Raw genomic sequence first — 13,089 nt, 5'->3', positions numbered from 1 at the left:
CAATAATATACTTGGATTGATATAGTACAGATGTTGCATGTTGTATAACAGAAGCGCCGATCTAAGGCTTATTTCTAAAAATAAGAAGACCATTCAAAAACTGATTTTCTCCTCTTTTAATGTAATATAATAGGAGATAAGTGTATAAAGAATTCCTAAGAAAGGGGGACAAGTGATGAATCAATATTCTGATGAATCCAAAGCTATAGAGAGTCATCCAGCCTGGTTACAAAGTTACATTGATTCTCCTGAAAAGCAAAGGCAATTATATAAACGGACTTTGATTATCGTAGTCATTTCCCAAATTTTTGGAGGAGCCGGACTCGCAGCAGGAATTACTGTAGGAGCACTCCTTGCACAGGACATGCTAGGTTCGGATAGTTTTGCAGGGGTTCCGGCGTTCTTATTAACTTTAGGTTCTGCTGGGGCTGCACTCATTGTAGGGAGGCTCTCCCAACGTTTTGGACGCCGAACGGGACTTGCGGCGGGCTTCATGACTGGCGGTTTTGGTGCAATTGGGGTAATCTTAGCAGCATTAACCCATAATGTCTTTCTGCTATTTTTTTCTCTCTTAATCTATGGAGCTGGTAGTGCTTCGAACCTGCAAGCACGCTATGCAGGTTCCGACTTGGCCACCAGCTCACAGCGGGCAACTGCCATCAGCATAGCATTGGTATCGACCACGTTTGGTGCGGTAGCAGGTCCCAATTTAGTAGGTGTCATGGGCCGGTTTGCTGGATCAATCGGTGTTCCTGCTTTAGCCGGCCCCTTTATTTTAGGCGCTGCTGCTTTTCTTCTCGCTGGTTTAGTGCTTGCAGCTTTTCTTCGCCCAGATCCCCTTGAAGTCGCGAAAGTCATAAGAGCTGTGAAAAGAACAGATGAAGAGCATGTTTTTGTTGAGAATAGCAATAATGTAAAAATACAAAATCGGGGCATTGTGGTAGGGGCTGCCATAATGATATTAACCCAAATGGTAATGGTTGCGATTATGACTATGACACCTGTTCAAATGAAGCACCATGGACATGGCTTGAATGAAGTAGGATTGGTTATTGGTATCCATATTGGCGCCATGTACCTGCCATCATTGGTAACTGGTATTCTAGTAGATAAGATGGGACGTACAGCGATGGCTATCGCTTCCGGAGCCACTCTCCTTGCGGCTGGCGTTCTCGCTGCGAGTGCACCTTCCGATTCCATGATGCTCCTAGTCATTGCCCTCGCTTTGCTTGGGCTTGGCTGGAACTTTGGATTAATAAGTGGAACCGCACTCATCGTGGATGCCACACATCCGTCTACCCGTGCAAAGACCCAGGGGACGGTAGATGTCTTCATTGCTTTATCTGGTGCATCAGGGGGAGCACTTTCAGGAATTGTTGTAGCACAATCAAGTTATACTACACTTTCTCTGGCCGGCGGCTTCCTTTCACTGCTGCTTATCCCAGTCGTGATCTGGTCTAAACGTTCTAAAAATTACAGGCAAAGCTAAATCATTTATATTTTTTGTTTGTGTTTGTTATTATGAAGACAAAAGGAGATGATTGGTAAATGGCGAAGCAAACCCGGATTGGTAAGACAGATTTATATGTTAATCCTATTGGACTCGGAACCAATGCTGTAGGAGGGCATAACTTATTTCCAAACCTCGATGAGGAAGCTGGGAGGGATTTAGTCCGTGCAGGTCTAGCAAATGGAATTAACTTCTTAGATACAGCATTCATTTATGGTATAGGCCGCTCTGAAGAAATTATTGGTGAAGTGGTAAAAGAAAGCGGAAATCGTTCAGATATTGTCATTGCCTCCAAAGCGGCTCATAAATTTGTCGGGAAAGACATTGTGCTGGACAACTCACCTGCCTTCTTAAAGCAATCCGTCGAAGACAGTTTAAAACTCCTACAGACGGATTACATCGATTTATTTTATATTCATTTTCCTGATAATGATACGCCGAAGGATGAAGCGGTCGGGGCATTGAAACAATTGAAGGATGAAGGAAAAATCAGAGCGATTGGTGTATCAAATTTTTCGATGGATCAGTTAAAAGAAGCTAATAAAGATGGTTATGTTGATGTATTTCAAGGGGAGTATAACCTCTTGAGCCGCCAGGCAGAGAAAGCCTTATTTCCATACATGATAGAACACAAGATTTCCTTTGTTCCGTTCTACCCGCTAGCTTCAGGATTATTGACCGGTAAATATGACAAAACTACCGAAATAAGTGAAAAGAATCAAAAGAGACCGAATTTCCAGGGTGAAAGGTATCAACTGAATCTGGAAAAAATAGAGCAGGTTCGTCAAATTGCCTTGGCAAAAGAAGTGGAAGTATCTCATGTCGTCCTAGCTTGGTACTTAACCAGGGAGGCCATTGATGTCATAATTCCAGGTGCCAAGCGGGCAGAACAAGTGCTTCATAATCTAAAAACCTTAGAAGTCCAGCTGACTGCTGAAGAAATTCAAGCTATTGATCGGATTTTTTCCTAATAATAAAATATCTATTTCAAAAGTGGGGGCAATCCCCACTTTTTTCTATTTCCCCTCAATCTGCCAATTTACTGCGACTTTTTACGCATTTTTGCGTTTTGTAACAATAAATTAATATTTTGGCTGTATAATAAAAACTTGTTATTAATACAAGGAGGAATATTTTAATGGAATGGACTTTTGCCGGATTGTTTGTGATATCCGCTTTCTTACTAATCTTTTCTATTTTAAAATCTACACGTGCTGCAAAGGTAGAACATAATCAAATTGATTTGATTCATATATCTACGATGAAAGAAATTAATTCTTTACAGGAGTCCATACGGAATCTTGAGCTTGACAATGTAGTCTTGATGAAAGAAGCAGGGGTTCAACTCACTTCTGAGGAAATAGTTCTTAAGCGTGAAGTGCTGGATTTATTTAGTCGCAATTATTCATTGGAAAGCATTGCAGAAATGAAACAAGTGTCCGTCAGTGACATCGACAAGATTGTTGCCCCTTATCAGGAATTAAAGGATGAAGGGAGAAAAGTTGCCAATGAGAATTAACTTATTAAGCAGCTTTGCAGCCGGAATTCTTATTACGACAGCTATATGTGGTACTGTTTACTTTACTGATAACAGTAAAGTCGCGAAAGCATCAGCAAAACCAGCTGAAATCCAAATCCACACTTTATCTGAAAAAGAAATGAAAGAAAAGCTGGCAGCCACAGGCTATGTTATTCAAACGAAAGCTGAATATGACAAGAGCCTGAAAGGTGCAAAGACAGCTTCACAAAAACAAACTCCTGCTGAAGACGCCAAGTCGACAAAAGCGGTTACGAAATTAATCGTGAATGTATCAGAAGGTATGACCAGCATAGACGTCGGCAACATGCTAGTTAAAGCAGGCTTGGTCCCAAATGCCTTCAACTTCTCCAAAGATATTGAGAAAAGAGGGCTAATGAACAAATTACGTCCTGGTACATTTGTGGTAGATAGTAATATGACTTACGATCAAATCGTTGGAACTATTTTTAAATAATTATAAAAAAGTGCGAAGAACAACGGAAATAGCGTTGACCTTCGCACTTTTTTCTTATAGATAAAATAAAAAATTAAAATCTGTCAAGACTGTAATTAGGAAAAGGAGGGAGAGGATAACATGAACGAACCTTTTAATTATTCGGACATTTCTTATAACGAGGTCATTTTCTATTTAGAATCCAAGTGGGGGCGTCAGTTGAGTGAACATGAACGAAAAGTATTAATTGAGGGATATCGATTTGGCAGGATGGTCGAGGCCGAAAATGAAATCAAAATTCTGTTTACCCAGTAATATTCTAATCCAAAACACTTTGAGGCAGTTTTTTTGAACTTTCTAAATATAATCCCTATAATCATTATTATTACATAACAAAAAGGTGTGAACAGGCAAATGAAAATTGTAGCGATTGTAGGTAGTTTAAGGAAAGGTTCTTATAATAGGCAGCTAGCTAGCACTATTCAAGAGAGACATGCCCAAAAATTTGATTTGGAAATTCTAGATATCGGCCAGCTGCCGCATTATGATCAGGATACAGAATTTAATCCATCTGAATCAGTCACTGTTTTTAAAAGAAAGTTAAAAGAGGCTGACGGAGTCATTATCATTACCCCTGAATATAACTGGTCAATTCCTGGTGTATTGAAAAATGCACTTGACTGGTTATCCCGTGTTGATAAAGTACTAGTCGGAAAACCTGTTATGACGGCTGGTGCAGCGACAGGTTTAATGGGAACACTTCGTGCACAGCTTCATTTGCGTCAAATCTTAACGGCTTTACAAGTAAAGCTTTTGCCGCCTGTGGGCAACGAAATACTTATTAATCAAGCTTCTGCTAAATTTGATGATGCAACTGGAAGGTTAGCGGATGAAGCTACACTTAAATTTATCGATGATGTAACCGACCGGTTTGTTGATTTTATATCAGAATAAAAATTAAGGTGCCAGACTCCAATGCTTTAATGTATTAACGCAACGGGAGTGAGGCACCTTTTTCAAAGGCAGGAGATATAATTTGCTTGAACTAACACCTGTTTTAGATTATAAAAGCGAAAAACCGTTATACCTCCAATTATCTAATTATGTTAAAAAGGAAATTTTATCAGGTAGAATCAAACCGACGGCCAAATTGCCTTCAAAACGAAACTTATCCCATTACCTGGGGTTAAGTCTGAATACTATTCAAGCTGCCTACGATCAGTTATGTGCGGAAGGGTATGTGGAAAGTAAACCACGGAAAGGGATATTTGTAGCACCATTTGATGAAGACATTTTTTCCATTCAAAAATATCCAACTCACTTAGAAGTGGTAAAGGAGCCCTCAGAGACAAATGTTAAGATTGATTTCAATTCGGGCAGGGTCGATTTAGATCATTTTCCATTTTCTATCTGGCGAAAATTAACGATGCAAGCTTTGTATGACGATCAAAAAGAGATATTTAATAACGGCGATCCTAAAGGGGAAAGGCTTTTACGGGAACAAATTGCCATACAACTTTTTGCATCCAGGGGTGTTAGGTGCTCACCTAATCAAATTATTATTGGTGCAGGTACACAGGTTCTCATAGGGTTATTATGTTTGTTAATTGGGAGAGAAAACACCTATGCACTCGAGAATCCTGGTTTCCATCGAACAAGAGTGGTCTTACAGGATTTAGGCGTCAGTACGCTTCCCATTTTGCTAGATGAAAGTGGGATCAATCTTAAAGAATTAAAAGAAAGTAGTGCCACTATAGCCTACGTGACACCATCACATCAATTCCCATTTGGAATGGTCATGCCGATAAAGCGGAGAATGGAATTGTTAAAATGGGCAGAAGAGCAGTGCGGTTATATCATTGAAGATGATTATGACGGTGAATACCGATATAGAGGCAACCCAATCCCCTCGTTGCAGGGGTTGGATCCAAATGGAAGAGTCGTTTATTTAGGTACATTTTCAAAGTCCTTGATTCCATCCATTCGAATAAGCTATATGATTTTGCCAGCCTCGCTTCTTTCGAAATATGAAGAAAGCTTTACCATCTATAAGCAGACTGTCTCGCGGCTTCATCAGAATACCCTTTATCATTTTATGAAGGATGGACATTGGCAAAAGCATTTAAACAAAATGAGAACGCTATACCGTAAAAAACAGGCTGCATTAATGGCTTCTATTAAAATACATCTAGGGGAAAAGGTTCAAATAATTGGAGAAAATGCTGGACTTCATATTGTTTTGGATGTGAAAAATAATATGCTTGAAAAAGAGTTAATTCGTTCGGCTTTGAAGCTTGGAGTAAAAGTATACCCTTTGTCGACATATGACTATGAGTTAAGTTCAGTCGATGGGTCCAAAGTTATTCTGGGTTTTGGTGGTTTATCTGAGTATGAAATTGATAATGGGATTCAGTTGTTAAAAAATGCGTGGCAGCTTTAACAGACAAAACCCCCTGATTAACAGGGGGAAATATTAATGTTTTAGTGTTTTTAAAATGGCCGCTTCAATGAGTTCCCACCCCAGTATATTTTTTAGAAAAAGATTTTTCTTAACGTCTTTCCCGATTGGATATCGGAGCTTAGGTGATTTTGGCTGTGACGCAATTTGGGCAGCTAGTTTCGCAACCTCTAATGGATTTCCATGAGTTGTTTTGCCGCTTTCAATTTCATTTAGAAGACTATTCATATAGGAAAAGTAGGGGGAATCTGCCTTGATTTCCATCTGATCAACGCTAGACCATATATTCGTTTGATACGAGCCGGGCTCAATTAAGGAGACATTGATACCAAATGGTTTCAGCTCAAGCCTTAAGCTTTCACTATATCCTTCAAGTGCGTGCTTGGACGCTGAATATGCGGACAGTCCCGGAAATCCCATTCGGCCGCTAATGCTGCTCATATTGATAATTCTACCTGTCCTTTTTGCTCTCATGAATGGAAGCACTGCATTAGTCACCGCAATGACACCGAAAAAGTTGGTTTCAAATTGCTGTCGAATTTCTTCAATCGATAGCTCTTCGCTAAAGCCTCCAAGTGCGAACCCCGCATTGTTTACTAGAACATCTACTGAAGGATAGCTTGATAGCAGGGTTTTAAACTGGTTAATGGACACGGATGAAGTAACGTCTAGTGGTTCAATATTAATGTATTCTGATACATTCTTTTCTTTTGCCAAGTCTAACAATGATTTTGCTTTTTTGACATCTCTCATAGTTGCAAGTACCGAAAATCCCTCAAGTGCAAGTTCAATTGCACATAATAAACCAAAGCCGCTAGAGGACCCTGTAACGATTGCAGTCTTTCTTCTCATGTATTACTCCTTTTATATAAATCTTTTCTTTTATTAAAACTTATAACGCTTATAGTTGTATAGAAAAAATTTGGAGTCATAGAAAAAGGGTGCCCGATTTGGGCACCCTAATTTTGAAATCACAGGTTAAAAATTCTGTTGATTTCGCAGTGATTGTTCAGCATAAGCAACGAGACGTTTGGTCATTTCGCCGCCCACTGAACCGTTTGCTCGTGCGGTCGTATCAGCACCAAGCTGCACTCCAAACTCGTTGGCGATTTCTTCTTTCATTTGATCCAGAACATTATCTGCACCAGGAACCAATAGTTTGTTTCTAGCCATGATACATCACTCCCGACGAATTTTTTTGAGCAATTTTAAATTGCTCGTATATAATTTAACCTAAATAAAAAACATAATTCGGTCATAAAATGAATCCTAAATATGGAAATTGAATCATCGGTTTCATCAGTTAATATAATAAATCGAGGTGAAACCGATGTATTTTATTAGAAACATTTCCATTGACATTAGAACTGCGCAATTAACATTTAATCAAAAGTCTAAAACTAGTCGTCTTATCTTAGCTGCTCTTTTTGCTAGTATAGCAGCTGTACTGCAAGCAGCAGGGGGCTTTTTGCCAGGAGTGGGGTACTTTATCAGTCCATTCGCAACCGCACCGATTCTACTCTGTTCCATGCTTTCACTCCCGCTTGGAGCAATGGGGTATGTACTTACGAATTTATTGTTACTCATTCTTCAGCCTAGTGAGCTACTTGTCTTCCCGTTTACGACAGGACTAATCGGACTCGGCATCGGTGCGGCCTTTTGCTTTTTTAAAAAGAGATGGATTATTATCACAACAGGTGCATCCTTTTTAACCATAGGAATTTTGATTCTATTATATGTTATTAAGTTCCCTGTCTTAGGACCATCAATTTCGGAGACCTTTTCAATCTCCACAACAGGCGGTATTTTTTTGTTCGCCCTCATTTATAATTGGATTTGGGTAGATATCGGCTTAATCATATTTAAAAAATTAAATACAATTATGGCATTATAACTTTCCTAATCAGAAGTAGCGTCACTTTTGGATTACTGCATCGATTAAGATAATTCCATCTAAAGAAAGCAGCTTCTCATTTAGAATTGTTTCAAATTCAACTGGGTTATTAGCTCGAATTCCTTGGATTCCATAACTTCCTGCTAATTGCAAAAAATCTGGATTTTCGAAGGTTACACCATAATTTTGTCCAAACATTTTATTCATTTGCTGCACTTCTAGCTTTAACATCGAGTCATTTAAAACGATGATGATGAAGGAGAGTCCTAAACGCTTGGCCGTCTCTATTTCAGCAAAATTCATTAATGCGCCGCCATCGCCTGTAATACAAATAACAGGATCATCAGGACAAGCAAGTTTGGCACCGATTGCGCCAGGCAAGGCGATTCCCATCGAAGCTAGCCCGTTTGAAATGATTAATCGGTCCGGTCGTTTTGGTTGAAAAGTGCGTGCAATTGAAACCTTATGGGCCCCGACATCTGAAATCACAATCGTGTCGTCTGATGCTATTGCTTCAATACTCTGAAGGACATCTTCAATTGTAAAAGGCAGGGAGTTGGAATCGGACGTATTTTTTATTTGATATGCTGTTTTAATATGTTCATGGAGATTCCCAGCAGGTATCCATGATTTAGCAGGAACCCCAGCCTGATTAAGTAATTGAAGTGTTTCCTTTAAGTTTCCAATAAGTTCTGTTTCAACAGGATAATACTCATTTATTTCTGCTGGAACACTATCAATATGTAAAATTGGCCGTTTTTTTTGATTCCAATCCTTTGGTAATTTTTCAACAAAATCAAATCCAATGACAATTAATAAATCTGCTTCATCTAGTCCAGTTAAAACTTCATCGTTCTCTTTAAAGCCAAAGGTATAAAAATTAAGAGTATGATCTTTAGGCAGCACTCCTTTTGCCATAAAGCTGTGAGTTGCAGGTGATTGAAGGGTTTCAATCAAGATTTGCAACTCAGGAACTGCATCTTGTCTAATGACTCCGTTTCCAATAATCAAAAACGGTTTATTGTGATTTTGTATTAGGAATTTTGCCTTCATTAAAGCATTCGACACAGGTACATACACAGGCAATGGAGTGACAGGCAATGGTTTGTTGGCAATAATTTGAGCTGAAAAATTCTCCGGCAATGTAATTGCCACAGCGCCAGGTTTCTCCATCATGGCCGTTTGAAAAGCTTTTCGCAGGATGGAAGGGATGGAAGGTGATTCTTGCAATTGGGTACTCCACTTTGTGGCAGGCTCAAATAATTTCACCAAGTCCAAATATTGATGGGATTCTTTATGCTGCCGCTCGATGCCCGCTTGGCCAATTAGTGCTACCAATGGAGAATGGTCGAGCTGTGCGCTTGCGATACCCGTCATTAAATTGGTAGCCCCTGGTCCGAGCGTTGCCAAACAAACGCCTGCTTTCTTTGATAAACGTCCATAAACATCTGCCATGAAAGCAGCACCTTGCTCATGCCTAACATTTATAAACTGAATTTGCTTTGATTTTGATAACGAATCAGCAAGGTCTAGCGTCTCCGTGCCAACGATTCCAAACACAAATTCTACGCCTTCGTTTTCTAAACACTGAACTAGTACATCTGATACCTTCATTTTTTCCTCCTAAATATTTGCTGTTAGTAGTTTTAGCAAAATGCTAAAATTAAAACCATAATGGATATTAATAGAAAAAAGGTGATAGATGTTGAATGAAAAACAATATGTCTGGTATGCAAGTTATGGATCCAATATAAATACCGATCGATTTTTATGTTATATCAAGGGCGGCAGGCCTGAAGGCTCTTCTAAAGTGGAACCAGGATGTAATGATCCTTCATTACCAGTTGATGAATCCATTTTCACCATAAATTTACCCATATACTTTGCAAAGGAAGCAGCTAAATGGCAGTCAAAAGGGGTCGCCTTTATTGGTTTAAAACAAAACACAGGAGCTAAAACTTATAGCAAAAAATATTTAATCACTACTGAACAGTTTTTGGATGTTGTTAAACAGGAAAATAATGGATTGGAATTTGAGATTGATTTAAACGAGGTCAAAAGGAAGGGTTCGAAAATTTTTCGGCAAGCATGGTATGGGAATGTTTTATACTTAGGCGAAGATAAAGGTTTTCCTATCTATACTTTTACCGCACCTTGGGATATGGAAGACGTAGAATGGAAAAAGCCGTCACATGCTTACTTAACAACAATTGTTAATGGATTAGAACAAGATTATACAGCTCAAGAAATCTATGATTATTTTAAAACTAAACCTGGCATAAAAGGTAATTATGCGGATGGTGAGTTAGCTAGGGTTATTTTTAATTAAAAGAGGTGTCCCAGGTCTGATTCGGGGACACCTTCATTTTGCAAAAAAGTTTTCTGTATAGTAGGGCTGTGCTTGATTATTAAAGGCTACACCAACACCTAGATACTCATAATCCTTTTGTAAAATATTCTCCCGATGCCCAAGAGAGTTCATTAAGCCTTCATGGGCGAAAATACTGCTAAACTGTCCATAGGCAAGATTTTCTCCTGCCAACTGAAATATAATATGATCCTCCTTCATACGATCAAAAGGTGATTGTCCCTTAAGATTTGTATGATCAAAATATTTATTAACAGCCATATCCGTGCTATGCTTGCGGGCTGTTTCTCTAACATGCTGATCCCATGTTAATACCGACTGCAGATGTTCTACACGTGCGGCATTCGTCAAATCGAATAACTGATATTCAAAACCTTCCTCTAACTCAGTACTCGCTTTGGTGTAAAAATCTATTTTATTTTGTTCAAAGTCTTTGCTGATAAGCTGCATCGCTGTTACAGTGTTATTCTCGTGTTTATCGTAAAAAATGGTCACATATTCGTTACTAAGTAAGTACACATCATAATCGCTGTCCTGCTTCAATTCATAAATGATTAATCCTTTTTGAATTTTGGAAAGGGGATCACCTAGTTTTTCTCGGACTATTTGTTTCGATATCCCAATTTTAATTCTATTGGTCGAGGCAATTAAATCTTGGTTGGTATAAAGTCCTGCAGCTTTATTGTTTTTATCATACATTATCATAAAAAAATTATGGTAATTTTCATGATAGGTATTCCAATTTGCCCCATATTCATTTAAGGATGAACGCTTTGGTGCTCCTAAGTTCCGTTCAATATTTTCTTTTTTATCGCCAATTTCAACATTATGAATAGAGAATATTTGATTAGTAGGGGGTGCTAACTCAACTTTTCTTGTTTCGTTTTCTGGTTGTATTTGTGGCTGTTTGTCAAACTGTATGCCAATCTCGTTCAATATTTGTTGAACATTTTCCCCTAATGAATTTATGACTGCAAGTACTTCAGGGTTATCTTTAAAGCTAGTCATTTCTGATTGAGCATGTTGCTTCACTATTTCGAAATCAGTTTTATCTAACTGTTTTTCAAGTGAGGGCCATAATAAATAAAGTAAAACTAAAAGGGAGCAGAGCTTAAAAAAACGAACCATCGTTACCACCTCCATATCTATTAGAATTGTAACCAATCTAGTTAAAATGTAAAAGTAACAACTCTTCGTGACTGTAATTAGAGTTCAAGCATCGTATCATTCACATAGGAGCGGTCTACGTGACCGTATTAAATGTTCAAACTCCATTTCGGTAACATTGACCGCTTTTATATGCCTGTGTTTTCTGTTCCAGCCTCATTTCTGTCGAGTAAAACTCTATTATCTACCTTTCTCTCTCGATATCCCATACCAAACTAAGATGATTCCAATTAATACAAATAGAGGCTCGAGCCAGTTTGCTTCGGGGCCGTTGGTGATACGATGAAGCTGGAATATCCAATGGAAGACCACAATATCGAAGCTTAAAAATAATCCTGTTGCTACCGTGAATCCATTGAAAAAGGCCTTCGAAAAGAAACGATGAAAAATGGCCATAAAAATTAAAAGGACACAAATTCCAAAAAAGACTGCTCCGATACGCTGACCGGCAGTTTCGGCTTTCATTCCAAAAGCAAGGGCGTCTATTAAATGAAAAAGAAAGTCTGTTAGAAAAAACGCTGTAATCGCACCAAGTATTTTCACGAATAATTCTCCCTTATTAAAAATTTAGTTTCTCTCAAAATAATATTGTAATATAAATATGTTGTTAACAATAAAAAAATTTTTGATAAACTAAAATGCTTTTTAAAGGGGGAGCATAGTTGAATAAACAAGGAGTCATTTCTCTGGGAGAAGCGTTTGTAGATTACATCTCGATCGATAAATCGAATACAAAATATGAGAAGCTGCTTGGGGGTGCGACTGTTAATGTTGCAGCGGGAACAAGAAGATTAGGGGTTCCATCCTATTATTTATGTAAATTAGGGACCGATGAAACCAGCCAATTTGTCGAGCAAGAATTGAAAAAAGAGAATATCAATATTGAATTTTGTGTCCAAACTCCTAACAAAAAAATATGTGGAGTTTATGTTCATCTTAATGAAAATGGTGAGCGGTACTTTCACTCTTATATCAATCCCACACCAAATGAAGTCTTGACAGAAAATCAACTGAAACGTGAACTATTTGAGCGTTCGAAAATCTTCTATTTTGGCTCGGGAACTCTTTTTCAAGAATCAGCAAAACTTACAACTCGGACGGCAATCAACTGTACCAAGGCATCCAATACTCTTATTGCTTTCGATGCCAATATCCGCTTAAAACGCTGGGAAAGTGAGGATCAATGCCGGAAAACGGTCCTCTCTTTTTTACCATTTGCAGATATCATAAAACTTGCTGAGGAAGAACTTTATTTTTTAACGGAGACGGAAAAAATGGATGATGGGATAAAAATATTATCCCAATGGAAAATACCTTTTGTATTTATAACAATGGGAAGCAAAGGGGCATACGCCGTATTTAATGAAACGAACATTTTTGTCCCTGGCATCGAAGTAAAGGCAGTGGACACAACCGGAGCCGGAGATGCCTTTATGTCAGCATTATTGTTTCGTTTTCATGAAAAAGGGAACCCGCAAGATTTATCACAATTAACCGAATATACTCAATATGCTAATCAAATCGGTGCAATCGCGACAACCAAAAGAGGTTCCTTATCTGCATTCAATATTAATTGTTTCTCTCAAAATTAATTGTGGAAGCGAGAAAATTCGTTATGATGTCACTGGGACATTTTTGAACTGGCTGAACAAAAAGCCATTTTCTAATTTTAACACTGTTGATTGGAGTGGAAGGCGCGAAGACTCCTGCGGGAGTACG

At 38.5% G+C, this 13,089-nt stretch carries 15 protein-coding genes; 10 read left to right on the top strand and 5 right to left on the bottom strand.

All coding sequences use genetic code 11. From position 1 onward, the window contains the following. Positions 1 to 175 precede the first annotated feature (175 nt). The 7 genes from V7161_RS17760 (at position 176) to V7161_RS17730 (ending at position 5,923) form a co-directional block, all read left to right on the top strand. Positions 176 to 1,489 carry an MFS transporter gene (locus V7161_RS17760; RefSeq protein WP_335714289.1) on the top strand — a complete coding sequence of 438 codons (1,314 nt, stop codon included), beginning with the start codon at positions 176 to 178 and terminating at the stop codon, positions 1,487 to 1,489. A 59-nt stretch (positions 1,490 to 1,548) separates the two neighbouring features. Next, positions 1,549 to 2,481 (top strand): aldo/keto reductase, encoded by a 933-nt coding sequence (locus tag V7161_RS17755; protein ID WP_335714288.1) that lies wholly within the window; start codon positions 1,549 to 1,551, stop codon positions 2,479 to 2,481. Positions 2,482 to 2,648: 167 nt separating this feature from the next. Then, positions 2,649 to 3,029 (top strand): hypothetical protein, encoded by a 381-nt coding sequence (locus V7161_RS17750; protein WP_335714287.1) that lies wholly within the window; start codon positions 2,649 to 2,651, stop codon positions 3,027 to 3,029. Continuing rightward, the gene (locus V7161_RS17745; RefSeq protein WP_335714286.1) at positions 3,019 to 3,504 is read left to right on the top strand and encodes an aminodeoxychorismate lyase; all 486 of its coding nucleotides are present in this window, start codon (positions 3,019 to 3,021) and stop codon (positions 3,502 to 3,504) included. The genes V7161_RS17750 and V7161_RS17745 overlap by 11 nt, the downstream gene beginning before the upstream one ends. A gap of 120 nt (positions 3,505 to 3,624) precedes the next feature. Further along, complete coding sequence (locus tag V7161_RS17740) at positions 3,625 to 3,798, top strand: hypothetical protein (protein ID WP_335714285.1); 174 nt, start codon at positions 3,625 to 3,627, stop codon at positions 3,796 to 3,798. 99 nt (positions 3,799 to 3,897) lie between these two features. Continuing rightward, positions 3,898 to 4,437, top strand: coding sequence for an NADPH-dependent FMN reductase (locus tag V7161_RS17735; protein ID WP_335714284.1), 540 nt, complete (start codon positions 3,898 to 3,900; stop codon positions 4,435 to 4,437). An 82-nt stretch (positions 4,438 to 4,519) separates the two neighbouring features. Next, on the top strand, positions 4,520 to 5,923 hold the full coding sequence (locus tag V7161_RS17730; protein WP_335714283.1) for a PLP-dependent aminotransferase family protein: 1,404 nt from the start codon (positions 4,520 to 4,522) through the stop codon (positions 5,921 to 5,923). Positions 5,924 to 5,956: 33 nt separating this feature from the next. Here V7161_RS17730 and V7161_RS17725 read toward each other — a convergent pair whose 3' ends face one another. Together V7161_RS17725 and V7161_RS17720 are read right to left on the bottom strand one after the other, a co-directional pair. Beyond that, positions 5,957 to 6,793 carry an SDR family oxidoreductase gene (locus V7161_RS17725; RefSeq protein WP_335714282.1) on the bottom strand — a complete coding sequence of 279 codons (837 nt, stop codon included), beginning with the start codon at positions 6,791 to 6,793 and terminating at the stop codon, positions 5,957 to 5,959. A gap of 126 nt (positions 6,794 to 6,919) precedes the next feature. Further along, positions 6,920 to 7,114 carry an alpha/beta-type small acid-soluble spore protein gene (locus V7161_RS17720; protein WP_223590653.1) on the bottom strand — a complete coding sequence of 65 codons (195 nt, stop codon included), beginning with the start codon at positions 7,112 to 7,114 and terminating at the stop codon, positions 6,920 to 6,922. Between the two features lie 157 nt (positions 7,115 to 7,271). On the opposite strand from V7161_RS17720, the gene V7161_RS17715 reads away from it, so the two are divergent. After that, on the top strand, positions 7,272 to 7,835 hold the full coding sequence (locus V7161_RS17715) for a hypothetical protein (RefSeq protein WP_335714281.1): 564 nt from the start codon (positions 7,272 to 7,274) through the stop codon (positions 7,833 to 7,835). 21 nt (positions 7,836 to 7,856) lie between these two features. On the opposite strand, the gene V7161_RS17710 is transcribed toward V7161_RS17715, so the two are convergent. After that, a complete protein-coding gene (locus V7161_RS17710; RefSeq protein WP_335714280.1) occupies positions 7,857 to 9,449 on the bottom strand; it encodes an acetolactate synthase large subunit in 1,593 nt (530 codons plus the stop codon). Between the two features lie 91 nt (positions 9,450 to 9,540). Between V7161_RS17710 and V7161_RS17705 the strand changes: the two genes are divergently transcribed. Further along, positions 9,541 to 10,164, top strand: a complete 624-nt coding sequence (locus V7161_RS17705) for a hypothetical protein (RefSeq protein ID WP_420491632.1) — start codon at positions 9,541 to 9,543, stop codon at positions 10,162 to 10,164. A 33-nt stretch (positions 10,165 to 10,197) separates the two neighbouring features. Here the strand turns inward: V7161_RS17705 and V7161_RS17700 are convergent, their stop codons facing one another. Further along, positions 10,198 to 11,331 (bottom strand): CAP-associated domain-containing protein, encoded by a 1,134-nt coding sequence (locus V7161_RS17700; protein ID WP_335714278.1) that lies wholly within the window; start codon positions 11,329 to 11,331, stop codon positions 10,198 to 10,200. 219 nt (positions 11,332 to 11,550) lie between these two features. Further along, positions 11,551 to 11,913 carry a DUF2243 domain-containing protein gene (locus V7161_RS17695; RefSeq protein ID WP_335714277.1) on the bottom strand — a complete coding sequence of 121 codons (363 nt, stop codon included), beginning with the start codon at positions 11,911 to 11,913 and terminating at the stop codon, positions 11,551 to 11,553. Positions 11,914 to 12,032: 119 nt separating this feature from the next. On the opposite strand from V7161_RS17695, the gene V7161_RS17690 reads away from it, so the two are divergent. Next, positions 12,033 to 12,962, top strand: a complete 930-nt coding sequence (locus tag V7161_RS17690) for a carbohydrate kinase family protein (RefSeq protein WP_335714276.1) — start codon at positions 12,033 to 12,035, stop codon at positions 12,960 to 12,962. The last annotated feature ends 127 nt before the right edge of the window (positions 12,963 to 13,089 follow it).

It is taken from the genome of Neobacillus drentensis (assembly GCF_036965425.1).
GTDB classification, from domain to species: domain Bacteria; phylum Bacillota; class Bacilli; order Bacillales; family Cytobacillaceae; genus Neobacillus; species Neobacillus drentensis_F.
The sequence above is the reverse complement of the archived record's forward strand: the minus strand, read 5'-3'. Positions and strand labels throughout refer to the sequence as shown.